The organism is Pseudomonas sp. SC3(2021), from assembly GCF_019856535.1.
Lineage (GTDB): Bacteria > Pseudomonadota > Gammaproteobacteria > Pseudomonadales > Pseudomonadaceae > Aquipseudomonas > Aquipseudomonas monsensis.
This window is the reverse complement of record NZ_CP082236.1, coordinates 3,119,176-3,144,375: the sequence shown is the minus strand read 5'-3', so window position 1 is coordinate 3,144,375 and position 25,200 is coordinate 3,119,176. Positions and strand designations below refer to the sequence as shown.

The window sequence follows — 25,200 nt, the reverse complement described above, 5'->3', positions numbered from 1 at the left end:
ACATGAGCATTGATTCAAAGGTTTTGCGCAATGAAGGACAGCTCGACCCCGCCTTTGGTGACGGCGGCCTGGTCTTGTTGAATGCTCCCGGCGCTCCCGAAGGCAACGTTAACCCCAAAGGCATGGGCGTTGATGCTGACGGTCGACTGTATGTGGTCGGCGATGTGCAGCTCACGCGTCAGAGGGTTGATTACTACTGCGTGAGGCTGACGGCAAACGGGATGATCGACCCGACATTTGGCAAGGACGGTTATGTCATCGCGGCGTTTGTCGAAAACGATGAAGGGCGCTCCTACTCGCAGATCAGCGAGGTGGTTGAACTCAGCGATGGAAAAATCTTACTGATCGGCCACTATTACGATGGCACCTTCAACACCTGGAAAGGCCTGATCCGTCTGCATCCCGATGGCACTCCGGACTCGACATTCGGCAATAACGGCACGGTGCTGATTGCACTTGGCAGCATCGGCGAGATTCAGGCGCACGGTTTTGAAGCGCCGTCGACCTCCTCCGACGTCGCTGCCGCGGGTAACAGTGTGATTCTGCCTGACGGCAAAATCCTGTTGCATGAACCTGTGTATGACGGCGTGGAAGAAACCCAAACGGCGATCATTCGCCTGACACCGGACGGTGCGCTCGATCCCGACTTCAACCAGACGGGCATCGTCCGGATTGCCTTTGCCGATTTTGCGCACACCCACCTCACCGACGTTCTGGTCAGCGCTGACGACAAATACGTACTCAGTGGTTATTGCCAGAACCCGGCTAATGAAGGATCCCGTGCGCTCTTCACGAGATTGCTTGCCACTGGCGCAACTGACGTCTCATTCGGGGACGCTGGCTATGTGTTGATTGAACCGCAGAAAGCGCCAATGAGCTTTCTGTTAGAACGTCTTGTTGCGCAGACGAACCAACGCTTGCTTGGCGTCGGTTACACGCTGGATGACGCAGAATGCGGTTTGTTGGTCAGTCGTGAATCCGATGGCAGTACCAACATCCAGTTCAATCGCGGCAAGCCGCTGCTGACCAGGCTGGACGACCGTGACACTTACTGGCATCACGCGTCTGTCCAGAAGGACGGAAGCATTCTGGTGTATGGCCACATTTATAAGCCCGCGCAGGTCGTCGTGGCCCGATTCACCGACGCCGGCATCCTGGACAAAAACTTTGGTGCGGGCACGGGCTGGCTGCAGTTCGATGCCGACCCCTTCGGGATGGCGTCCGCCTTGATCACGGATCGCACGGTGCTGTTTTTTGCAGCAGTCCGCGTCAATAATCATCACCAGTTGGGGGTTGCCAGGGGCCTTATCGCCCCGCAAGCATGACTGAGCGAACCCTGAAAAACCCATAGGTCGCCACCTTCGCCAGCGCTGTCGGGTCAACACACACCCGCGGCCGTTGCTGTCGAAGGCGGCGATCTTTCACTGCCGCTTGATAAACCCGGTCAACGCCGCCAGCGCTTCCGGCGAACGCAGCCGCTGGGTGAACAGCGCGCCCTCCTCCTCGATCACCTGGCGGATCAATTCACGATCCGGCGCCTTCATCAGTTGCTTGCTGATCCGCACCGCTTGCGGCGGCAATTCATCGAAGCGCAGCGCCATTTCCCGGGCCTTGGCCAACGCCGCAGCGCCACTGCCCAACGCCTCACTGGCAATGCCCCACGCCGCCGCTTGCTCGCCGGTAAACCCTTCGCCGAGCAGCAACAACTGCGCCGCCCTGGCCTGACCGAGCAGGCGCGGCAGAATCAGGCTGGACGCAAACTCGGGGCACAGGCCAAGATTGACGAACGGCATGCGCAGTCGTGCGTCGCGGCTGACGTAGACCAGATCGCAATGCAGCAACAGCGTCGTGCCGATGCCCACCGCGGCCCCCGCCACGGCCGCGATCACCGGTTTGCGGCATTCGAGCAGGTTGAGCATGAAGTGAAACACCGGGCTATCGAGGTCGCTCGGCGGTTGCTGGATGAAGTCGGCAATGTCGTTGCCGGCGGTGAAGCACTCGGCACTGCCGGTGATCAGCACGGCGGTGATCGCGGGATCGCTGTCGGCCTGTTTCAGCGCCTCGGCGAGCCGGCTGTACATGGCGCGGGTCAGGGCGTTTTTCTTGTCCGGACGGTTGAAGCGCAGGGTCAGTAAACCGCGTTCGCGCTCCAGCAGGATGGCTTCGGTCATGGCATCTCTCAACAGTGCCGGGTTGCGAAGTTCAGAGAGGGTGAAGGGAGGCTGTGGCGAAGGGGTTTATCGCCGTTTGAGTGCGCAGCGCTCACAAAATCATGGGGCCACTGCGCAGCCCGGCGGGGATAAATTCTCTCGCCACAGACACTTCCACAACACAGGCTCCCTCCTCAGAGGCTCTTCGAACCCATGAATATCAGCGCTTAACTGCGGGACAGAAACACATCGGCCAGCAGTTGATTGCGCGGCAGTCCGGCCAGATACAGACGCTTTGCAAAGGCATCGACACTGGCGGTTGAGCCGCAGACTAAGGCCAGGGTTTGCCGGGATACAAGGCGCAGTTGCGCCAAAGCGGCGGCTGACTCGGCCGCCGTCCACAGCTCGACACTGAGGTTTTCGCGCTGCGCGGCCAGTGCCATCAAGGGTTTGGCCAGATAGTGTTCGCTCGCCTCATGGGCCACATGAATGATGCGAATCGCGCCCTGGTGATCCTGGCGCAAGGCTTCGCGCAACACCCCGAACAATGGGCCCAGGCCAGTGCCGGCGGCCAGCAGCCATAGCGGCCGGCTGTGCCAGTCCGGGTCGTAATGCAACGCGCCGCCGCGCAGTTCGCCGAGGCGCACCGGGTCGCCGATCTGCAGCCGTCGAGCGGCATCGCTGAATTCGCCGGGCTGGCGGCAGTCGAGGTGAAATTCGAGAAAGCGGTCTTCTTCCGGCAGACTCGCCAGCGAATACGGCCGGGCGATGTGATCTAGCCACAGCACCAGGTGTTGCCCGGCGCTGTAGCGCAACGGGCGCTGCGGGGTCAGACGCAGGCGCAGCACGCTGTCACTGAGCCAGTCCAGCGCCTCGACTTCGGCGGGGCGTCCGTCGGTGAGCGGATCGAAGGTGTGCACCTGCAAGTCTTCGACCACCTGACACTGACAGGCCAGCCGCCAGCCCTGCTGGCGTTGCTCGGCGCTCAAGGCGTCCGGGCGATTGTCCGCCGGCAGGCCTTGCACACATTGCACCAGACAGGCATGGCAACTGCCGGCGCGGCAGCTGTAAGGCACGGCGACACCGTTCTGATTAAGGGCGTCGAGCAGGTTGCTGCCCGCCGCCACCGACCACTGTCGTTCACCGACACGAAGTTCAGGCATCGACATTCTCCCAGGCCGCCGCACAGCGATTGCGCCCGTCACGCTTGGCCCGGTAAAGCGCTTGATCGGCACGTTGCAAGGCGTCGTCGAGATCGTCACCCAGGCCGAGCAAGGTCATGCCCGCCGACAGGCTGAGCGAGCCCACATTCAGACCGACCAGTTCGACATCGGTGAAGGCGATGCGCAAGCGCTCGCAGCAGGCGGTCAGGCGTTCGGCGTCGCAATCGGGCAGCAGCAGCACAAATTCCTCACCACCATAACGCGCCAGCACGTCGCCGTCGCGCAGACAGGCCTGAGCGACACCGGCGAATGCCTGCAACACCTGATCGCCGGCGGCATGGCCGTGCAGGTCATTAATGCGTTTGAAATGATCGAGATCGATCAGCGCCAGGCCGTGCACGACATCGCTGTCCATCGTATTGAGTTCGCGCGAGGCCAGGCGCAGAAAGTGCCGGCGGTTGAACAACCCGGTCAGCTCGTCGGTGGCAACCAGGTCTTCGAGCTGACGCATCATCCCGCGCAGGGTGTCCTGATGCGCCTGCAAGGCAAACCGGCGCTGACGCATGCGTTGGCGCGAGACTTGAACGAAGCGCGCGTACAGCACCAGCCACGCCAGCACCATGGCCAGAATGCACACCTGCAACGCGGCGAGTGCCGGCTCGCGCAGACGAAACTGATAGGCGTCCCACAGCGTGATCGTGCAAAAACTGAAGAACACCAACAGCGCACAGCGGATGAACGCCCGCCGACTGAGGTGAAACAGGCCGAACAACAGGATCAGCACGTAAAACACCAGAAACGCGCCGCGGGCTTCATCCAGATGCGCCATCAGCCAGGTCTGCCAGCCGAGCCCGAGCAGCACCTGCGCTTCGGTCAGGCTGGGGTCGGAAAAGCGCTGGTTGCGTCCGCTCCAGAACAGCGCGAACAGCGTCGCCTGACTGATCACCACCAGCGCGCTGCCAGTGGCCACGGAGCTCAGGGACTGGTCGTAATGACCGGTGAAAAACGTCAGCCACAGCAGCAGCAAAGCCAATCCATAGGTGGCCGCAGCAAGGGCGAAGCGTTTGAGCAAAAGACGTTGAATGGCGTTATGGGTCAATCGTTGACTCACCGTGCGATAAGAGGCTGACCGAGTGTCCTACTCTACAGACCGGCTGCCACTTTAGTGGCGTAGTCGATAAATGACCACAGATTTTCGGGCTCGAAAATTGACGTCAAATGCATGACCTGAAAAGCCCCTCACCCTAACCCTCTCCCGGAGGGAGAGGGGACTGACCGAGTGGTTTATCCGAGGTACGCCGACCTGAAACATCGCGCCGAACTCAGGTTTGAACAGCATGAAGATCGGACCCTTCCCTGAGTCGAACTCAGGTTTGAACAGTATGAAGCTCGGCCCCCTCGCCCCTGGTGAGATGGCTCGGGTGAGGGGATAGCTCTTGAAGTGCAAACCCGCTGTCCGATATTCGCCCACCCATGCGACCAACGAATGACTGCCGGCGCGTGTACGCCCCATCGAGGCGCGGTATACTGCCGCGCCTTTTTAGCGTCGCGCCAGCAGCCCCGGCGTGCCTTGAAAGGTGCTTGCGACCGACCGATGCACCCAAGCCGCAGGCACCTTATTGAATGTTCCCGTCTTTTAGAGGAGCGCGACTCATGACCGTGATCAAGCAAGACGACCTGATTCAGAGCGTTGCCGACGCCCTGCAGTTCATTTCCTACTACCACCCCGTGGATTTCATCCAGGCGATGCACGAGGCCTACCTGCGCGAAGAATCGCCAGCGGCCCGTGACTCGATGGCGCAGATCCTGATCAACTCGCGCATGTGCGCCACCGGCCACCGGCCGATCTGCCAGGATACCGGCATCGTCACCGTGTTCGTGCGTGTGGGCATGGACGTACGTTGGGATGGCGCCACCATGAGCCTGGACGACATGATCAACGAAGGCGTGCGCCGCGCCTACAACCTGCCGGAAAACGTCCTGCGTGCCTCGATCCTCGCCGACCCGGCGGGCGCTCGTAAAAACACCAAGGACAACACCCCGGCAGTCATCCACTACTCCATCGTCCCGGGCAACACCGTGGAAGTGGACGTGGCAGCCAAGGGCGGCGGTTCCGAGAACAAGTCGAAAATGGCCATGCTCAACCCGTCCGACTCGATCGTCGACTGGGTACTCAAGACCGTTCCGACCATGGGCGCCGGCTGGTGCCCACCGGGCATGCTGGGCATCGGCATCGGCGGCACCGCCGAGAAAGCCGCGGTGATGGCCAAGGAAGTGTTGATGGAATCCATCGACATTCACGAGCTGAAGGCCCGTGGCCCGCAGAACCGCATTGAAGAAATGCGCCTGGAGCTGTTCGAGAAGGTCAACCAGCTGGGCATCGGCGCCCAGGGCCTTGGTGGCCTGACCACCGTGCTCGACGTGAAGATCATGGACTACCCGACACACGCCGCCTCCCTGCCGGTGTGCATGATCCCGAACTGCGCCGCCACTCGTCACGCGCACTTCGTGCTCGACGGTACAGGTCCAGCCTCGCTGGAAGCGCCACCGCTGGACGCCTACCCGGAAATCGTCTGGGAAGCCGGCCCGTCGGCTCGCCGCGTCAACCTCGACACCCTGACCCCGGAAGACGTGCAGAGCTGGAAGCCGGGCGAAACCGTCCTGCTCAACGGCAAAATGCTCACCGGTCGCGACGCTGCGCACAAACGCATGGTCGAGATGCTGAACAAGGGTGAAACCCTGCCGGTAGACCTCAAAGGTCGCTTCATCTACTACGTTGGCCCGGTTGACCCGGTCGGTGACGAAGTGGTTGGTCCGGCTGGCCCGACCACCGCAACGCGGATGGACAAGTTCACCCGGCAGATCCTCGAGCAAACCGGCCTGTTGGGCATGATCGGCAAGTCCGAGCGCGGCCCGACCGCGATCGACGCGATCAAGGACAACAAGGCCGTGTACCTGATGGCCGTCGGTGGCGCCGCGTACCTGGTGGCTCAGGCCATCAAGAAGTCCAAGGTGCTGGCATTCGCCGAGCTCGGCATGGAAGCGATCTACGAGTTCGAGGTCAAGGACATGCCGGTCACCGTTGCGGTGGACAGCAAAGGTGAATCGGTGCACATCACCGGTCCTGCGATCTGGCAACAGAAGATCAGCGAAAGCCTGGCGGTCGAAGTGCAGTAAGCGCTTCGCCCTATGAAAACGGCCGGCTCATCCCCAGGGATGACCGGCCGTTTTTGCATGTGCAAACCCAATGCGATAAAAAACCTGCCAAAGCATACAAAATGTTCTTGCGCACCTGTCAGATATGACAGGTTAATTCCAATGCCATTCTTGATAGCGTCAATCCATTCACGCCAACCCCGTGCGCAATGGATTCGAGCATGCCTGACCGACAAGAACTGAGCATCACCACACCTGCCATCGCCAAAAGCGCATCGCTCGCCACCATCGGTAAAAGCTGGGGCGCCGTGGGGCCGACTGGCGCGGCATCGTTCGAGCTGCCGATCCCGACTTCCCCCGGCCGGGGCTGGGATCCACAGTTTTCGCTGAGCTACAACAGTCAGAGCGGCAACGGTCCGTTCGGTCTGTCCTGGCTCTTGGGCGGCGTGGGTCAGATCAGCCGCCGAACCCATAAAGGTGTGCCGCGTTACACCGATCACGACGAGATCATCGGCGTCGATGGGGAAGTGTGGATGCCAGAGCTGGACGAGGATGGCGAGCTCAAATTCCGTGAAGAAAGCACCTACAACGGCGTCAACATCGGCCCGCACAGGGTGGTGCGCTACTGGCCTCGAGTCGAAAGCGATTTTGCCTTGCGCGAGCGCTGGCAGCGCCAGACCCGAGAAGCAGATCCACCGGTATTCTGGTTGATACACGGCGCCGACGGCTCGCTACACCTTTACGGCAAGACCGAAGCCACACGGCTCGCCGATCCTGAGGCCCCAGGGCGAATCGCCAGCTGGTTGCTGTGCGAAAGCATGAACGCCCGTGGCGAACACATCTGTTTTGAATACAAGGCCGATGATCAGGATCCCGACCCGGTGCATGACTACCGTGCCCAGCGCTATCTGCGCCGTGTGTGCTACGGCAACTTCACCGCCAGCAGCCATCTGTACAGCTGGACGATCGACAATCCCGCCGAACTCGACTGGCACTTTCAGTTGCTGTTCGATTACGGCGAGCGCAGCACCGCGCTGGCCGATGTACCGGACTACGATGGCGCAACGGTGCAACCCTGGCTCACGCGCCAGGACCCGTTTTCGACCTACGGCCGAGGCTTTGAACTCGCGACCCGCCGGCTGTGCCGGCAAGTCCTGATGTTTCATCGTTTCAGCGATGACCCGGCGATCAGGCCAGCGCTGGTGCGTCGCCTGTTGCTGGAATATTCGACGCCTTCCAGCGACTGGTCTTTCAGCCAGATCAGCGCCGCCCACTATCAGTCTTATGATGCCAGCGGCGGCGTCGAGAACAGCCCGCCCGTGGAGTTCGAATATTCAACGTTCGACATCAATCGCACCCCCACACGCCTGCTCGAAACCGATAACCAACCCGGTGTGGAAGACGGCGGTTTCTACCAGTGCGTTGACCTTTATGGCGAAGGCGTGCCGGGTTTTCTGTGTCGTTATGATCAGTGCTGGTATTACCGTGAGCCACTGCGCCAAACCTCAGGCACCGATGAAATCGGCTACGGGCCATGGCAGGCGCTGGACAACATGCCGTTGGGCGATCGCAAGCGCCCGGTGCAACAACTGCTGACGGACCTGACCGGCGATGGCCGCCTCGACTGGATCAGCGCGCAACCGGGTATCAGTGCGTTTCGCGCACTCAATGCACAGCGTGAATTCGCCGACTTCGTCCCGTTCAATGCATTTCCACTGGAGTTTTTCCACACGCTGTCGCAACTCGGTGACCTGAGCGGCGACGGGCTCAGTTCACTGGGGTTGATCGGGCCGAACTCGGTGCGCCTCTATGCCAACCGACGTGAGGAAGGCTTCGCTCCCGGCGAAGAAGTGCTGCATGTGCCCGTCGATGACCACCTGCCGTTGTTCAGCAACTCGTCCACTGAACTGGTGCTGCTGGGCAACCTGCTCGGCAGCGACATGCCTGAGCTGTGCCGTATCCGTCATGACGAAATCAAATGCTGGCCGAACCTGGGGCACGGCAGGTTTGGCGAAGGCCGGGTGATCAGCGCCCTGCCCTTTGAGTACGAAACGTTCGATGCATCGCGGGTACGCATCGCCGACCTCGATGGCAGCGGCGCCCCTGCGCTGATTTATCTGCAATCGCAGGGGTTCGAGATCTACCGCAACCGTGGCGGGAACGGGCTGGAACAAACGCCGATCAGCGTGCCATGGCCTGAAGGCGTGCGCTACGACCGTTCAAGCCAGGTCAGTTTCGCCGACCTGCAAGGGCTTGGCTGCGCAAGCCTGATCCTGACGGTGCCACACATCACGCCGCAGCACTGGCGCTACGATTTCGTCGCCGCCAAACCCTATCTGCTGACCGCGAGCAACAACAACATGGGGTGTAGCGCCAGCGTGGTTTATCGCAGCTCGGCGCAAGAGTGGCTGGATGAGAAACAACGCACACTGGCACTCAAACAACTGCCGATCTGTCATTTGCCGTTTGCCGTGGCCGTGGTCAAACAGCAACGGCAACTGGATGAAATCACCGGCAATTGCCTGACCCAGAACTTCCTTTATCGCGAGGGCGTCTACGATGCCAGAGAGCGTGAGTTCCGCGGGTTCGGCCAGTTGCAACAGACCGACAGCGAACGTGCCGGCGCCGATGACGAGAGCGGTTTTACGGCGCCGGTACGGGTCTGTACCTGGTTTCACACCGGACAATCCATGGATCGTTCGCGTGCGCCCTATTTCAATGGCGATCACCAGGCATGGCCGCTGGGCAACACCCTGTTCAGCCGCTATCACGTCACCGACGAATGCGATGAAACCATCACGCCGCATGATGCCGACACCGAGTACGAAATCGCTCGGGCACTGGTGGGGTCGGTCATCCGCAGCGAAACCTACGCCGAGGACAGCTTCGACGCCCCGGGCATTGCCAGCCCTTATGCGGTGCAGGAGAACCGCTACCTGGTGCGCGAAGTCCGGGCCCGAGGCCAATACGCCTCAGCGGTAATGCTGCCGCTGGTGCTGGAAAGCATCAGCTACCAGTACGACACATTCATCGACGATCCGCTGTGCCGCCACGACCTCAATCTGCGCTGGGACGCCCACGGTTTGTCCACCCATGCACTGACCGTCAACTACGCGCGGCGCCTGACCGAATCGGACACACCGCCGTTCACCGATGTGGATGAGCAACAGTGGTGGCGCGATGCACACGATGCAGCGCAGCAATCCTTCTATCTGAGCGAAACACGCTCGACGTTCATTGACCTGACTGACCAGCCGCAGCAGTGGCGGCTCGGTTTGCCGTGGCAACAGCGCAGCAATGCACTGGTGTTGCCCAAAGGCTCGCTACCGCAAGGTTTGACAGCGCAACAGGCCAGTTATGAGGACATGATCGCGCATCAGGATTCGGCCTACTGGGATGAACAGCGGGTACTGACAACGCAGTCAGTGCAACGTTACGTGAAGCCCGATGGGACGCTGCTCGATGACGGGCAGGCCGATTTTGTCGCACTTGCCGGGCCACTGGAGCTGGCGCAGTTGGACAAGACCGCGCTGCAGGCTTACGACGTTTTACCCCCGCCCTTCGATATTCGCGACGAACTGAAGAGAATCGGTTACACCGCGATGCCGCTGTTGTTTGAGATCGAGCCGCCCATCGATGCCGAACAAGACCTCTGGTCGGCGCACTTCGGCTACGCCACTTATGCCGACCTCAGCGGTTTCTACAAAGTGTGCAGCTACCGCGAAACGCTCAGCCATGGCGCGACCCAAGCCGAATACGACGACTACAACCTGGCGATCATCCGCGTCGAACTGCCGGATCACTGCACCACGCACATCGAGTACGACTACCACGCCCTGCTGCCGCAGCGCATCGTCGACGCCAATGAAAATATTGAAGAAGTGATTTACGAGCCTTCCGGACAGCCGCTGGCCAGCAGTTTTCACGGCACCGAGCGCGGCGTCGCCGCAGGTTTCAAGTCCCTGAGCGAATTTATCCGGCCAGAAGATCATCGCCCGGACCCGGCCATTGAAGCCCCCGAAGACGCGGTGCAAAAAGCCGCGAGCACGCTGCGCAAGGACTTGTTCAGCTGGATGGGCCAAGTGCCGGCGGACGCAGTTGCACTCCCCGAATGGGTCGCCCGGGGATACGTGCTGCCCAGCCGGCATATTCGTGCCAGTGCTCGCCGGCAACTGGCGCAGCGCACGGTGCTGAGCGCTGCGGAACAGGCGTTGCGCGAAGTCATCGCCAGTGCTCACCGCGAACCGGTGCACAGCGTGATGCTCAGCGCTGATCGCTACCCTGACGACGAAATCCCCGCACAGATCCAGATCATCAAAGCCTGCGTCGACGGCTTCGGCCGTGCCCTGCAAACCCAGCAACGGGTCGATCCGGGCAAGGCGTATGCGGTCGACGCCGACGGCGCGCTGATCGTCGAGGATGGCCAGTTCGTAGAAGTCGACGCCGACCCGCGCTGGCGTATCAGCGAGCGTGTCGAATACAACAACAAGGGCTTGCCGGTGCGTCAGTTCCGGCCGTTTTTCGCCGACACCCATGGCTACGTCAATGACCAGTCACTGCGAGAGCTCGGCTATTTCGATCAACTGTTCTATGACCCGTTGGGCCGGTCCATCAAGCTGATCAATGCGCGTGGCGACTTTTCCCGCGAAACCTACCACCCCTGGTACCGCGCCAGCGAAGACTTCAACGACACCGCCGAGCCGTCACCGCCCGCCAGGTCGCCACGCTCATGACTGCCAATGTGCATCGACGCACGCCGGCGCTGGCCGTGAACGATGCTCGCGGCCTGCCGGTGCGACAGGTGGCCTACCTGCGCACGGTGGCGGATGACACGCCCGCAGCCTTGGCCAGCCGCCAACATCACGACCCCGCAGGACGGCTGATCGAGCAATGGGATCCGCGCCTTTCAGTGCCCTGTCGGGTTTCGGTTCCCGGCCTCGACGGCTCAGCGCTCAAGTCCGACAGCGTCGACGCCGGCTGGCGCCTTCACCTGCCCGGTCTGGCCGGCGAGCCGTTGCAACGCTGGGACGAGCGCGGTACGCGTTGGCGCACGACCTTCGATGAGCAACTACGGGTGATCGCACTCAGCGAAAACGACGAGGCTGATGTCGATGTGTTTACCTACGCCGATGCCAGCGCCGATGCTGCTCACAACCTGCGCGGCCAGCTGCTGACACAAAAAGATCGCTCGGGCACGCTAAGCACGGACAGCTTCGCCCTCACCCGCCAGGCGCTGACGCAGACCCGGATCTTCGAGGATGGCGAAACCTTCACCAGTCAATGGCGGTTCAGCCCGCTCGGTGCGCTACTGGAGCAGACCGATGCCGGCGGCCATCGGCAACGCTCAAGCTACGGCCTGGCCGGACAGCTCAAACAAGTGCATCTGCGTGTCAGCGGCAAGACTGACTGGCAGCCGGTGTTGCTGGATATGCAGTACAACGCTGCCACGCAGATCATCGAGCAACTGGCCGGCAACCGGGTGCGCAGCCGCTGGACCTACGCCTTGGCGGACGGGCGTCTGCACACTCAGTCGAGCCGCAAGGAGGCCGGCGAGGTTCTACAGGACTTCGAATACTTTCACGACCGGGTCGGCAATATCAGCCGCATCGAAGATCACGCGTTCCAGCCCGTTTACTTCGCCAACCAGCTCATCAATGGCCACCGTGATTTCAGCTACGACTCGCTCTATCGGTTGACTCGCGCCACGGGGTACGACGACGCCCCGCCCTCAGACATTCCCGGTCTGCCACAGCCGGGCGATCCGAACAATCGCCTCAACTACACCCAGACGTACCAGTATGACTGCGGCGGCAACCTCATCGAACTGCGCCATCTGCGGGCCACGAATGCCTACACCCGGACGATGCGCATCGACCCGCAGAGCAATCGCGGGGTGCGCTGGAAACCGGGCGATCCGGAGCCGGTGTTCGATAGGCTGTTCGACGGCCATGGCAATCAACAAGCGGTGCAGCCCGGCCAGAACCTGCAATGGAATGTTCGCGACGAACTGCAACAGGTGATCCTGATCCCCCGCGAAAACCAGCGCAGTGACGCTGAGCACTACACCTATAGTCAGGGCGCGCGGGTGCTCAAATACCACGAGACTTTCACCGCAACCGCCGAACACTTTCAGCAGGTGCGCTACCTGCCAGGGCTGGAAATCCGCACCAGAGACAACGGTGAAGAGTTGCACGTCATCAGTCTCGTTCACGCGCGCTGCCTGCACTGGGCGCAGAAAAAACCCAAAGACGCCGACGCCGACCAACTGCGTTACAGCCTCGACGATCACCTCGGTTCCTGTGTGATGGAACTCGATCAACAGGCCGGGCTGATCAACCACGAGGGCTATTACCCTTTTGGCGAAACGGCGTGGATGGTCGGCGAGCATGAGGTCGAGGTGAGCTACAAATTCATCCGTTATTCCGGCAAGGAAATGGATGTCAGCGGTTTGTACTACTACGGCGCGCGCTATTACGCGCCGTGGTTGCAGCGCTGGGTCAGTGCGGACACAGAGCAGGCAGATGGCCCGAATCTTTATGCGTTTGTGGGCAATAACCCGATGCGCTATATCGATCCTGACGGCAACGCGCGTGCGGAAACCCTGATTATGGTGACGTCGGAATTTATTTCAGTCATCAATGCTTATTCCACACAGGTAGTGGACCAGCTGCATAACATCCTCCATCCGCTTGGCCTCAACAGAACCATGGTACTGAGCCTGGTCGTCGAAACTGCGTATTGGTATACAGCCACCACACAGAGTGGAAGTCTCGGCAGCGGATTTGTCGACGGCATTATTCCGCCTCCGACTGAAGTCGCCGCCTATCCGACGGTCGGGGGAGTTTCCGGCGGCAATGCCGCCGGCGATCTCGCAGCGAAAATGCTCGATCCGGTGACGGAAAGTGTCGGGATCAATTTAGGTCCACTGATTCCGCAGACCTCGCAAATGTCTGTCAGCGCCATTGACAAAAGTTTGGGCATTGACCGCCCTGTCAAAGAGATCGAATCGTGGAAAGACATAAAGAGCGAATTGATAAACCCCGCGCTCAACGCTGTACTCAACCCTGAGTTTCTCATCGGCAGGGTGCTTGGCGCAGCGATATCGATCGTCCCGCACTTTCTGAGTCTGTTTAAAAAAGCGCAGGATGCCGAGGACATCAAAAACCGGCTTGACCCCGCGAAAATCGAAAAAATCGAGAACATGCTTAATGAATGGAAAACCGCAGTAGAGCAACGCGCAGGCTGGGCAGAGAGCGCATTTGACGTGCTGGGCACTGACGTCATTTTGCCCGCCGAGATGCTGCCCAACGTGACCCATATGACCTCCGGGCAACGGTTGGCGCCGATCACTCGCGCGGGCATGCGCCAACAAACCAATGCCGCCTTGCGCCACATTTCACGCGCTCAGGCCATGGTCGGCTGGTACAAGGAAATGGGCACCACGGACAATCAGTTTTTGCTGAAGCAGGCGCGAGCCAACAAGAAAAAGGCGGCCTGATATGGCACTGTCCGAGCTCGCGAGGATGACCCCTTCAGTGCATTGGCATACGCCGACGCTGCGCGCCCATGACCCCAGGACGCTACCGGTCAGCGACGTCGCGTACTTGCGCAATGCGGCCGGTGATGACACTGAGCGCCAGACCACTCGCCGCCAGCACGACACTGCCGGGCGCCTGGTAAAGCAATGGGATCCGCGCTTGCCTGTGCCGTGCCTGACCACGGTTTACCGCCTCGACGGCGAGGCGCTGAAAACAGACAGCGTCGACGCCGGCTGGCGCCTGACCTTGCCGGGGCTTGCCGCCGAACCACTGCAGCGCTGGAGCGAACGCGGTGACCATTGGCGCACGACATTCGATGAACAACTGCGGGTGCTGGCGCTCGCCGAAAACGACCAGCCCGATGTCGATGTATTCATCTATGCCGACGCTACGGCTGACGCCGGACACAACCTGCGCGGCCAGTTACACACACTGAAGGATCGCTCGGGCACGCTGCACACAGGCAGCTTTGCCCTCAGCGGCCAGCCTCTGCAAGAGCGCCGTACCTTTCACGATGACCAGGCATTCACCCATGACCGGGTGCTCAGCCCGCTCGGCACGTTACTCGAACAGACCGACGCCGGCGGTCATCGGCAACGTTCCCGCTACGGCGTGGCCGGACAACTCCAACAGGTCCAGCTGCAACTGAAAGATCAAACCACATGGCTACCGGTACTGCTCGCTGCGCAATACAACGCGGCCGCACAGATCGTTGAGCAACGGGCCGGCAATGATGTCATCAGCCAATGGAGCTACTACCCTGCCGATGGCCGTCTGCGAAGACAATCGGCGCAGAAACAAGCGCAGGCACCCCTGCAGGATTTCGAATACGTTTACGACGCCATGGGTAACATCACCCGCATCGACGACCACGCGTTTACCCCGAGTCATTTCGCCAATCAGCGCGTCGATGGCCGTCGTCATTTCAGCTACGACTCGCTGTATCGGCTGACCAGCGCCAGCGGCTACGACGATGGCCCGCTCACCGACATTCCCGGCCTGCCAACCCCGACCGATCCGATCAACCGCCTCAATTACACCCAGAGCTACCGGTACGACGCCGGTAACAACCTCATCGAACTCAAACATGTCCGGGCCGGCGCCAATCACACGCAACAGTTGAGCATTGATCCGCACAGCAACCGCGGCGTGCGCTGGGCGCAGGGGCAACCGGTTCCGGATTTCGACACACTGTTCGACCGCCATGGCAATCAGCAAGCCGTGCAACCGGGGCAAGTCCTGCACTGGAACACGCGCGATGAATTGACCAGCGTCACCCTGATCCACCGCGAGGACGGTCGTCACGACGCCGAGCATTACCGCTACAGCCAGGGCCTGCGTGTGTTCAAGCGCCACCAGACTTACACGGCCAACACTGAACACTTTCATCAAGTGCGCTACCTGCCGGGGCTGGAAATCCGCACTCGCGACAATGGCGAAGAACTGCACGTCATCAGCGTCGGTAACGCACGCTGCCTGCATTGGGCACAGAACAAACCCAAAGGCGTCGACGACGATCAACTGCGCTACAGCCTCGACGACCATCTCGGCTCCTGCGTGATGGAGCTCGATCAACAGGCACAGATCATCAGCCACGAAGGGTATTACCCGTTTGGCGCCACCGCCTGGATGCTCAGATACCCGGCAGACGGGATCGACTACAAAACCGTGCGTTACTCAGGCAAGGAGATGGATGTCAGTGGTTTGTATTACTACGGTGCGCGCTACTACGCGCCATGGCTGCAGCGCTGGCTCAGTGCCGATCCGGCGGGAGCCGTCGACGGGCTGAATCTGTATGGATTCGTCGGCAATAACCCGCTGGTCTTCATTGATAACGACGGCACCAGCAAAGACACGCCTGACAATGACCGACAGGACATCGAAGACTACACAAAAGTGCTGGATACCTTGGGAATCGAGATGCAGGCCATGGATGTTCAACTGAACAACCTGTTCAGCAACGGGAGTATCGGAAAACGCTTTGCGGTGAACACTGCCTATCACCTGACAAAAGCGGGTGCGAGTACAAGCGCTGCCGCTCTGGTTTCCAGTATTGCTCCCGGCGTGCCTTTGGTCCCAACGATAGCCAGTACTATCGTGAGTAAAGTTGTGGAGAAGCTGAGTATTTACAAAAACTTCTCGACCCCCATTTTGCCTGACCCTCGGAAAATCGATCCAGAAAGCCTGCATACCGAAGCCACGGTGGGTGTATTGAACCGACCGCTGCAATTCGCCAAAAATTTTGTCATGGGTTACGACCCACGCAGCGGGCAGGGAAGAAAACAAATCGCTTCAGTCGTCACTTCAACAGCACTTGGGCAGGTGGGCGTGCCCGCTGCAAGTGAACTGATGGCAATCGCCCAATCAGGGAGCGATGTCGCTGCCGCAGTGGTGGGCCTGCAAGACTCGACCATCGACGATTTAGAGCGAGGTCTCGGCCTGATTATCGACCTCCTGAATCAAGACCGAATTGAAGTCAACGCCGCGTTCGCTCGATTGGAGATCAACGAATTCTATTCCGAAGGTTTTCTCGGATCATTGAATTACACCTACGACATGTTCACAAAAAATGTTGGCACCAGCCAGGGCGGGATGATCCGTCGGGATGAGATTCAAGCGCAAATATCGGTACGAATCGCACAAGCCAATCGCAACCTTGAACTGATTGGAAGGTATCGCCAGTACAACGCACAACGAGCAGCCTAGAACACGGGGATCGCAGCCCCCACAACATCCGGGAGCAACGGCAGGCGAAGGGATTACTGGAACCAGCATATGAATAGATCACCGCACTTTCGTACGCCCGACCTGTACATCCATGATCCTCGGACCTTGCCGGTGAAGCGTGTGGCGTACTTTCGTCAGGTAGCGGATGGCGTAGTGGAACGTCTTGTTACCTGCCAGCACCACAATGCAGCGGGACAGTTAGTCGAACAGTGGGATCCGCGGCTACCGCGGGCTAGCCTCGTCACGTATTACAGCTTGCCCGGCACACCTTTGAAAATCGACAGCGTTGACGCCGGATGGCGTCTGCACCTTGCCGGGATGGCCGGTGAGGTGCTGGATCGCTGGGATGCACGCGGCAGTCATTGGCGCATACGCTACGACCGTCAGTTGCGTGTCGTGGCGGTCGCAGAAAACGACGAGGTGGATGTCGAAATATTTACCTACGCCGATTCCACGGCTGACCCCGGGCACAATCTGCGCGGACAACGGCAGGAACAGACTGATCCGTCAGGCACACTGCGCCTGCCCAGCTACAGTTTGTCCGGTCAGGCACTGGAGCAAACCCGCCGCTTCCATGATGCCGAGGCATTCACCACGCGCCACGCCTTCAGCCCCTTGGGCGCAGCATTGGAGCAAATCGACGCCGCGGGTCACCGGCAACAATGGCGCTACGACCTCTCGGGGCAACTCAAACAGGTCCACCTGCAACTGAAAGATCAAACCACATGGCGGCCGGTACTGCTCGCTGCGCAATACAACGCGGCCGCACAGATCGTTGAGCAACGGGCCGGCAACGATGTCATCAGCCAATGGAGCTACGACCCTGCCGATGGCCGTCTGCGAAGACAGTCGGCGCAGAAACAAGCGCAGGCACCCCTGCAGGATTTCGAATACGTTTACGACGCCATGGGTAACATCACCCGCATCGACGACCACGCGTTTACCCCGAGCCATTTCGCCAATCAGCGCGTCGATGGCCGTCGCCATTTCAGCTACGACTCGCTGTATCGGCTGACCAGCGCCAGCGGCTACGACGATGGCCCGCTCACCGACATTCCCGGCCTGCCAACCCCGACCGATCCGATCAACCGCCTCAATTACACCCAGAGCTACCGGTACGACGCCGGTAACAACCTCATCGAACTCAAACATGTTCGGGCCGGCGCCAATCACACGCAACAGTTGAGCATTGACCCGCACAGCAACCGCGGCGTGCGCTGGACGCAGGGGCAACCGGTTCCGGATTTCGACACACTGTTCGACCGCCATGGCAATCAGCAAGCCGTGCAACCGGGGCAAGCCCTGCACTGGAACGCGCGCGATGAATTGACCCGCGTCACCCTGATCCACCGCGAGGACGGTCGCCACGACGCCGAGCATTACCGCTACAGCCAGGGCTTGCGCGTGTTCAAGCGCCACCAGACTTACACGGCCAACACTGAACACTTTCATCAAGTGCGCTACCTGCCGGGGCTGGAAATCCGCACCCGCGACAATGGCGAAGAACTGCACGTCATCAGCGTCGGTAACGCACGCTGCCTGCATTGGGCACAGAACAAACCCAAAGGCGTCGACGACGATCAACTGCGCTACAGCCTCGACGACCACCTCGGCTCCTGCGTGATGGAGCTCGATCAGCAGGCACAGATCATCAGCCACGAAGGGTATTACCCGTTTGGCGCCACCGCCTGGATGCTCAAGTACCCGGCAGACGGGATCGACTACAAAACCGTGCGTTACTCAGGCAAGGAGATGGATGTCAGTGGTTTGTATTACTACGGCGAACGCTACTACGCGCCATGGTTGCAGCGCTGGCTCAGCGCCGATCCGGCGGGAGATGTCGACGGGCTGAATCTGTATGGGTTCGTCGGCAACAACCCGATTGTCCATGTCGACCAGACAGGCACGTCCAAAGTCATTTTCAACCTGGTCAAGAAAGCCGTCGGGCTATTCGATAAAGCCAAAACGGCGGCAGACCAGCTACACAATCTAACCCGCGAATTCGATGGCCTGGTTCCCGAAGGCGCCGACATTGAAGAACTGCGCAAGAGCATGACGTTCGGCAAGTTCATCAAGTCCAGGCCCGGCATCAAATCGGTCTTTTATGGTGTCGGCAAAGGTATCGCCATTGGCAGCATCATCGGCACTGCGGTCCCCGGGATCGGCAATGCCATCGGTACAGGCGTCGGAGCGATCGTCGGTGCAATCGTTTTCCCGTTGCTGCGTTACCACTTTTTCAAGAAGGGTTTGAAGCTGGCGCAAACGCTGCACACGCAGGAGCTCAAGGATGGCCTCAATACGGCAGGCGAGACGGTGTCCAGCGTGGTCGACGGTGCAAAAGACCTGATCAACGGGGGGACAGCCCTGATCGACGGCATCAAGAATTTCACCGACAACCTCAACACCTACGCGGCACCTGTTCAGGATCTGTTCTATGCGCAACTGAAGGCACTGGACGCTGAAAAGCAACGTCAGGTATTGAAGCTGGCGCGGACCGGTCTCGATCCGTTCGACGCCATCGACAAGGTCATGGAGACTGCTCAGGCGCTACTCGACGCTCCCGGCGCGGCAGTGGGCGTGAGCGAACGCCTGCAACAACTGGAGCGCTCGATCGCCGACGAACCGAGACCCAGACCCATCCCGAAACCCCGGTTGAATCTGCCACGCCGGCAAAGTCAGCTTGAAACGTTTGTGTGACCCGTGCGGCCGGCGCGAACAGCGCGCCGGACCCGTCCGGCCCATGCTATCTTGCCCGCCCGACCTGCCATCCATCTGCCCAGCATGCTGCCGACTTCCCGTACCTTGCGTCTGTCGTTGTATACCCTGCTGATCATCGCCGGCGCGGCCATTGCCGCAACGCTTGCCATCCGCCACGCCGAGCGCCAGGCGCTGGAAGAAGACGCCGCCCGCGCCAATCAGCAACTGGTGCTCTACGCCAACTCGTTGCACACCCTGATCGACCGCTACCGTGCCCTGCCGGCGGTGCTGGCGCTGGATCCGCAGTTGCGTGCGGCGCTGGCCGGTCCCGTGGATGCCGAGGAACAATCGGCGCTGAATCTGAAACTGGAAAAGATCAACGGCGCGGCGCAGTCCTCGACCCTTGAACTGCTCGATCACACGGGCCTCGCCGTAGCGGCCAGCAACTGGCGTCTACCGAGCAGTTACGTCGGTCACAACTACGGTTTCCGGCCTTACTTCAACCAGACCCGCACCCAAGGCAGCGGGCGCTTTTATGCGGTAGGCGTGACCAGCGGCATTCCCGGTTATTTCCTCTCCAGCGCCGTGCTGGGCGACAAGGACGAGTTCCTCGGGGCGATGGTGGTCAAGCTGGAATTCCCTGAACTTGAGCGCGAATGGAGTCAGGGCACTGACACCCTGCTGGTCAGCGATGCCCGCGGCATCGTCTTTATCGCCAACCAGCCCGGCTGGCGCTATCGCTCGTTGCGGACGTTGAACAGCGCCGATCTGGCCGAGATCAAGGCCACCCGTCAGTACGATAAACAGGCGCTCGTACCCTTGACTCATCTGTCGCTGCGGCGCTTCGATGACAACAGCGATCTGCGCCGGGTCGAAGGTCCGCAAGGCACTGCGGATTATCTCTGGGAATCGCTGCCGCTCAGCACCGAAGGCTGGACCCTGCATCTGTTGCGACGCCCGCAAGTGGCATTCGAAGACCTGCGCAACGCCGGCCTGGCCGCCGCCGGAGTGTGGCTGGCGCTGGTGTTTCTGCTGCTGTTCCTCAACCAGCGCTGGCGTCTGGCGAAGTTGCGCCAGCGCAGCCGTGAAGAGCTTGAACAGTTAGTCGAAGAGCGCACCCGAGACCTGCGCACCGCGCAAGAGGGGCTGGTGCAATCGGCGAAACTCGCCGCACTCGGGCAAATGTCCGCCGCCCTTGCCCACGAGATCAATCAGCCGCTGACCGCTCAGCGCATGCAACTGGCGACCCTGCGCCTGCTGCTCGATCATGGCCGCGTCGACGACGCCTACAAGGCGCTCAAACCGGTGGACGAGATGCTCACGCGCATGGCCGCCCTCACCGGGCACCTGAAAACCTTCGCGCGCAAAAGCCCAAGCGGGTTGCGCGAGCGGCTGGATCTGGCGACGGTGGTCGATCAGTCGCTGCAGTTGCTCGATGCGCGGCTGCGTGACGAACAGGTCAGCCTGGTGCTGCACCTGACCCGCCCGGCGTGGATGCGCGGCGATGCCATCCGTCTCGAACAGGTACTGATCAACCTGCTGCGCAACGCCCTCGATGCAATGCACGGCAAACCGTGCAAGCGCCTGGAAATCCGCCTGCAAGCCGACGAACAGTTGTGGCGCTTGAGCGTGATCGACAACGGCGGCGGGATTGCCGAAGAACACTTGAGCCAGGTGTTCGATCCGTTCTTCACCACCAAACCGGTGGGCGACGGACTGGGGCTTGGACTGGCGGTCTCGTTTGCCATCGTGCATGAATCCGGCGGCCGCCTGAGCGTCGAGAATGGTGACAGTGGCGCGGTGTTCACCCTGACTTTGCCGATCGATCTGGAGGCGCATATCTGATGCTCAACTCAGTGATGGTGGTCGATGACGAAAGCAGTATTCGCAACGCCGTCGAACAGTGGCTGAGCCTGTCGGGATTCGACGTGCAGCTGTTCAGCCGCGCCGAAGAATGCCTCGCCGCCCTGCCCGCGCACTTTGCCGGGGTGATCCTCAGCGACGTGCGCATGCCCGGTATGGACGGGCTGGCGTTATTGGCCGACGTGCAGAAGCGCGATGCCGATCTGCCGGTGATTCTGCTCACGGGGCACGGCGATGTGCCGATGGCCGTCGAAGCGATGCGCGATGGCGCCTACGACTTTCTGGAGAAACCGTTCAGCCCGGAAACCCTGCTCGGCAGCCTGCGCCGCGCCCTGGAGAAACGTCGGCTGGTGCTGGAAAACCGTGCCCTGCACGAGCAGGCCGATCACCGCGCCCGACTCGACGCGACGCTACTCGGCGTGTCCCGTGGCTTGCAGACCTTGCGTCGGCAAGTGCTGGAGCTGGCCGCGTTGCCGGTCAACGTGTTGATCCGTGGCGAGACTGGCAGCGGCAAGGAACTGGTTGCGCGTTGCCTGCATGATTTTGGCTCCCGAGCGGACAAACCCTTCGTCGCCCTCAATTGCGCGGCGATCCCTGAACAGTTGTTCGAGGCCGAACTGTTCGGCCACGAGAGCGGTGCCTTCACCGGTGCATCGGGCAAGCGCATCGGCAAACTCGAATACGCCGATGGCGGCACGCTGTTCCTCGATGAAATCGAAAGCATGCCGCTGGCCCAACAGGTGAAACTGTTGCGGGTGTTGCAGGAGCAGAAACTCGAACGCCTGGGCTCGAACCAGAGCATTCGCGTGGATCTGCGCATTGTCGCGGCGACCAAACCCGACCTGCTCGACGAAGCCCGGGCCGGACGTTTTCGGGAAGACCTGGCGTATCGCCTGAACGTCGCCGAACTGCGTTTACCGCCGTTGCGTGATCGTCGCGAAGACATTCCGTTGTTGTTCGACAACTTCGCCCAAAGCGCCGCGCAGCGCCTGGGGCGGACGTTTGCGCCATTGAGCGGCGCGCAGTTGAGTCACCTGCTCAGCCATGACTGGCCGGGGAATGTGCGCGAACTGGCCAACGTTGCCGAACGCCAGGTGCTGGGGCTGGATGAGCCGGTGCAGGGAATCGATCCGGGCCAGTCCCTCGCCGCGCAGCAGGAAGCGTTTGAAGCGCAGTGTCTGCGCGCGGCATTGACCCGGCACAGGGGCGATGTGAAAGCGGTGCTCGAAGAACTGCAACTGCCGCGCCGCACGTTCAATGAAAAGATGCAGCGACATGGGTTGAGCCGGGAGATGTTTTTGGCTGAATGAGGCTGGGTCGGGATTTTTGGTTTGGCCGAGATCCATCCCCCTCACCCCAGCCCTCTCCCCCAAGGGGTAGAGGGAAAGGGAGCCGATCTTTGTGCTATTCAAAACCTGAGTTCGACTCGATATCTCAGGCCGGTGCACCTCGAACAATCCACTCGGTCAGTTCCCTCTCCCTCCGGGAGAGGGCCAGGGTGAGGGGCTTCTGATCTTCGCCCCAATGAGCGGAAATCCGCTCATCAAACCAAATTTTTCGGCGATATCCCGCTCACCCAATCCCGTCACCCCCTCTAAACCGGCCCTCCCCCCGTTGGCACAGCTCCTGCTACAGCCCCCGCAGGCTGCGTTTCGACGCGCTCCACAAAAACAATTAAACGAAGGATCCTTCAATGGATAACTCCAACGCCCTGCCTCTTGGGTCGGCGGCCGTGCCGGCCAAAGAAAAAACCACAGCCAGCCGGATCAAATCGATCTTCAGCGGTTCTGTCGGCAACATGGTCGAGTGGTACGACTGGTATGTGTATGCCGCCTTCTCGCTGTACTTCGCCAAAACCTTTTTCCCCGCCGGTTCCTCCACCGCGCAACTGATGAACACCGCCGCGATCTTCGCCGTGGGTTTTCTGATGCGTCCGATCGGTGGCTGGCTGATGGGCCTGTACGCTGACAAGGTCGGCCGCAAGAAAGCCCTGATGGCCTCGGTCTACCTGATGTGCTTCGGCTCGCTGCTGATCGCCCTCAGCCCGAACTACGAAACCATTGGTATCGGCGCGCCGATCCTGCTGGTGTTCGCCCGTCTGCTGCAAGGCCTGTCGGTCGGTGGCGAATACGGCACCTCGGCGACCTATCTCTCGGAGATGGCGACCAAGGAACGTCGCGGCTTCTTCTCCAGTTTCCAGTACGTGACCCTGATCTCCGGCCAGCTCATCGCGCTGGGCGTGTTGATCGTGCTGCAGAACGTGCTGACCACCGAGCAACTGTACGCGTGGGGCTGGCGTATTCCGTTCGCCATCGGCGCGCTGTGTGCCATCGTGGCGCTGTACCTGCGTCGTGGCATGGAGGAAACCGAGTCGTTCACCAAGAAAGAAAAGTCCAAGGAAAGCGCGATGCGCACCTTGCTGCGCCACCCGAAAGAGCTGTTGACCGTGGTCGGCCTGACCATGGGCGGCACCCTGGCGTTCTACACCTACACCACCTACATGCAGAAATACCTGGTGAACACCGTCGGCATGAGCATCTCCGACTCGACCACCATTTCTGCCGCCACGCTGTTCCTGTTCATGTGCCTGCAGCCGATCATTGGCGGCCTGTCCGATAAAATCGGTCGGCGTCCGATCCTGATCGCCTTCGGCGTGTTGGGGACGATCTTCACCGTGCCGATCCTGATGACCTTGCACACGATTCAGAGCTGGTGGGGCGCGTTCTTCCTGATCATGGCGGCGCTGATCATCGTCAGCGGCTACACCTCGATCAACGCAGTGGTGAAAGCCGAATTGTTCCCGACCGAAATCCGCGCGCTGGGCGTCGGCCTGCCGTACGCACTGACCGTGTCGATCTTCGGCGGTACCGCCGAATACATCGCACTGTGGTTCAAGAGCATCGGCATGGAGACCGGTTACTACTGGTACGTGACGGCGTGCATCGCGGTGTCGTTGCTGGTGTACATCACCATGAAAGACACCCAGAAGCACTCGCGGATCGTGACTGACTGATCGGGTTTGCCCAGCCACTGCAACGGTGGCTGTGAGGGCCCCTTCGCTGGCAAGCCAGCTCCCACAGGTTTCGCGTCGTACACAAGGTCTGTGAACAGCGCTGTCATTGTGGGAGCTGGCTTGCCAGCGATTGGGGCGACTCGGTATCAGGTCATTTCGGCAACGCGCTTCTGCGCATACGACGCCCCGACAACCATCACCAACAGAATCCCCGCCAGCACCGCCGACGAACCCCAGGCGCGAATCATCTGCCAGGTAGTCACCGAGCGCGGAGCCGAGGGTGTTGGAGAACAGAATCGCCATCCAAGCGATTAATCGCTGATTAATCCTGCCGCTGCATCCTGCAAACACCTGATCAATGAACTGCGCGACGCTCGCTTCGACGGCGAAAGCGATTTCGATACGCCGGCCTTAATATCAACTTAATTGATTGTTTTTAGCATTAATTTGCGCTTTTTAATCAAATTAACTGGCGTAGCATGAAACCCATGCAAGACACACCCGCCAACGAATCTGGAGTAACCGACATGAAAACCCGACTGATCCTCGCTCTGACCCTGTCCGTACTGGCCGCCAATACCTTCGCTGCCGACGGTTCGGACAAAACCAAATCCGCCGATTTCATTTCCGGCGCCAGCGCCGCCATCGAAACCAGCCACTCGGGCACCTACGCCGCTGACGGTTTTGATAAAACCAGCCTTGGCAAAGCTGTGGCTGCCGATGGTTTCGACAAAACCGGTACCGCCAATGCCATCGCTGCCGACGGCTTCGACAAAACCGGCACCGCCAATGCCATCGCTGCCGATGGCTTCGACAAAACCGGCACCGCCAATGCCATCGCTGCCGACGGCTTCGACAAAACCGGTACTGCTGCAGCCATCAGCTGAATATCA

The 25,200-nt window shown here is 60.6% G+C and carries 13 protein-coding genes; 10 read left to right on the top strand and 3 right to left on the bottom strand.

Annotated features, from left to right (window positions below; genetic code table 11):
• Nucleotides 1–2 precede the first annotated feature (2 nt).
• A complete protein-coding gene (locus tag K5Y35_RS14005) occupies nt 3–1,325 on the top strand; it encodes a hypothetical protein (protein WP_222832180.1) in 1,323 nt (440 codons plus the stop codon).
• 96 nt (nt 1,326–1,421) lie between these two features.
• On the opposite strand, the gene K5Y35_RS14000 is transcribed toward K5Y35_RS14005, so the two are convergent.
• The 3 genes from K5Y35_RS14000 to K5Y35_RS13990 form a co-directional block, all read right to left on the bottom strand.
• Nucleotides 1,422–2,171, bottom strand: coding sequence for an enoyl-CoA hydratase-related protein (locus K5Y35_RS14000; RefSeq protein WP_128613705.1), 750 nt, complete (start codon nt 2,169–2,171; stop codon nt 1,422–1,424).
• A 206-nt stretch (nt 2,172–2,377) separates the two neighbouring features.
• Nucleotides 2,378–3,313 (bottom strand): iron-sulfur-binding ferredoxin reductase, encoded by a 936-nt coding sequence (locus K5Y35_RS13995; protein ID WP_222832179.1) that lies wholly within the window; start codon nt 3,311–3,313, stop codon nt 2,378–2,380.
• A complete protein-coding gene (locus K5Y35_RS13990; protein ID WP_128613703.1) occupies nt 3,306–4,412 on the bottom strand; it encodes a sensor domain-containing diguanylate cyclase in 1,107 nt (368 codons plus the stop codon). The genes K5Y35_RS13995 and K5Y35_RS13990 overlap by 8 nt, the downstream gene beginning before the upstream one ends.
• A 554-nt stretch (nt 4,413–4,966) precedes the next feature.
• On the opposite strand from K5Y35_RS13990, the gene K5Y35_RS13985 reads away from it, so the two are divergent.
• The 9 genes from K5Y35_RS13985 to K5Y35_RS13945 all read left to right on the top strand — a co-directional run bounded on the left by K5Y35_RS13985 (nt 4,967) and on the right by K5Y35_RS13945 (nt 25,194).
• Nucleotides 4,967–6,490 carry a fumarate hydratase gene (locus K5Y35_RS13985; protein ID WP_085689500.1) on the top strand — a complete coding sequence of 508 codons (1,524 nt, stop codon included), beginning with the start codon at nt 4,967–4,969 and terminating at the stop codon, nt 6,488–6,490.
• Between the two features lie 200 nt (nt 6,491–6,690).
• Entirely contained in the window at nt 6,691–11,202 is a 4,512-nt protein-coding gene (locus K5Y35_RS13980; RefSeq protein WP_222832178.1) for a SpvB/TcaC N-terminal domain-containing protein, read from the top strand.
• Nucleotides 11,199–13,967 (top strand): RHS repeat-associated core domain-containing protein, encoded by a 2,769-nt coding sequence (locus tag K5Y35_RS13975; protein ID WP_222832177.1) that lies wholly within the window; start codon nt 11,199–11,201, stop codon nt 13,965–13,967. Before K5Y35_RS13980 ends, K5Y35_RS13975 begins: the two co-directional genes overlap by 4 nt.
• Nucleotide 13,968: 1 nt before the next feature.
• Entirely contained in the window at nt 13,969–16,713 is a 2,745-nt protein-coding gene (locus tag K5Y35_RS13970) for an RHS repeat-associated core domain-containing protein (RefSeq protein WP_261991774.1), read from the top strand.
• Between the two features lie 69 nt (nt 16,714–16,782).
• Nucleotides 16,783–19,431: an RHS repeat-associated core domain-containing protein gene (locus tag K5Y35_RS13965; protein WP_222834424.1), complete on the top strand. Its 2,649-nt coding sequence runs from the start codon at nt 16,783–16,785 to the stop codon at nt 19,429–19,431.
• A gap of 84 nt (nt 19,432–19,515) precedes the next feature.
• Nucleotides 19,516–21,276 (top strand): ATP-binding protein, encoded by a 1,761-nt coding sequence (locus K5Y35_RS13960; protein WP_186746799.1) that lies wholly within the window; start codon nt 19,516–19,518, stop codon nt 21,274–21,276.
• Nucleotides 21,276–22,604 carry a sigma-54-dependent transcriptional regulator gene (locus K5Y35_RS13955; RefSeq protein ID WP_128614923.1) on the top strand — a complete coding sequence of 443 codons (1,329 nt, stop codon included), beginning with the start codon at nt 21,276–21,278 and terminating at the stop codon, nt 22,602–22,604. Before K5Y35_RS13960 ends, K5Y35_RS13955 begins: the two co-directional genes overlap by 1 nt.
• Nucleotides 22,605–22,987: 383 nt before the next feature.
• Nucleotides 22,988–24,307 carry an MFS transporter gene (locus K5Y35_RS13950; protein WP_128614922.1) on the top strand — a complete coding sequence of 440 codons (1,320 nt, stop codon included), beginning with the start codon at nt 22,988–22,990 and terminating at the stop codon, nt 24,305–24,307.
• A gap of 527 nt (nt 24,308–24,834) precedes the next feature.
• Nucleotides 24,835–25,194 carry a hypothetical protein gene (locus K5Y35_RS13945; protein WP_222834423.1) on the top strand — a complete coding sequence of 120 codons (360 nt, stop codon included), beginning with the start codon at nt 24,835–24,837 and terminating at the stop codon, nt 25,192–25,194.
• Nucleotides 25,195–25,200 lie beyond the last annotated feature (6 nt).

What these genes read in the sequence shown, in the direction of transcription:
- K5Y35_RS14005 (WP_222832180.1), top strand. Translation starts at nt 3, where the DNA reads ATGAGCATTGATTCAAAGGTTTTGCGCAATGAAGGACAGCTCGACCCC.
- K5Y35_RS14000 (WP_128613705.1), bottom strand. Translation starts at nt 2,171, where the DNA reads ATGACCGAAGCCATCCTGCTGGAGCGCGAACGCGGTTTACTGACCCTG.
- K5Y35_RS13995 (WP_222832179.1), bottom strand. Translation starts at nt 3,313, where the DNA reads ATGCCTGAACTTCGTGTCGGTGAACGACAGTGGTCGGTGGCGGCGGGC.
- K5Y35_RS13985 (WP_085689500.1), top strand. Translation starts at nt 4,967, where the DNA reads ATGACCGTGATCAAGCAAGACGACCTGATTCAGAGCGTTGCCGACGCC.
- K5Y35_RS13980 (WP_222832178.1), top strand. Translation starts at nt 6,691, where the DNA reads ATGCCTGACCGACAAGAACTGAGCATCACCACACCTGCCATCGCCAAA.
- K5Y35_RS13975 (WP_222832177.1), top strand. Translation starts at nt 11,199, where the DNA reads ATGACTGCCAATGTGCATCGACGCACGCCGGCGCTGGCCGTGAACGAT.
- K5Y35_RS13970 (WP_261991774.1), top strand. Translation starts at nt 13,969, where the DNA reads ATGGCACTGTCCGAGCTCGCGAGGATGACCCCTTCAGTGCATTGGCAT.
- K5Y35_RS13965 (WP_222834424.1), top strand. Translation starts at nt 16,783, where the DNA reads ATGAATAGATCACCGCACTTTCGTACGCCCGACCTGTACATCCATGAT.
- K5Y35_RS13960 (WP_186746799.1), top strand. Translation starts at nt 19,516, where the DNA reads ATGCTGCCGACTTCCCGTACCTTGCGTCTGTCGTTGTATACCCTGCTG.
- K5Y35_RS13955 (WP_128614923.1), top strand. Translation starts at nt 21,276, where the DNA reads ATGCTCAACTCAGTGATGGTGGTCGATGACGAAAGCAGTATTCGCAAC.
- K5Y35_RS13950 (WP_128614922.1), top strand. Translation starts at nt 22,988, where the DNA reads ATGGATAACTCCAACGCCCTGCCTCTTGGGTCGGCGGCCGTGCCGGCC.
- K5Y35_RS13945 (WP_222834423.1), top strand. Translation starts at nt 24,835, where the DNA reads ATGAAAACCCGACTGATCCTCGCTCTGACCCTGTCCGTACTGGCCGCC.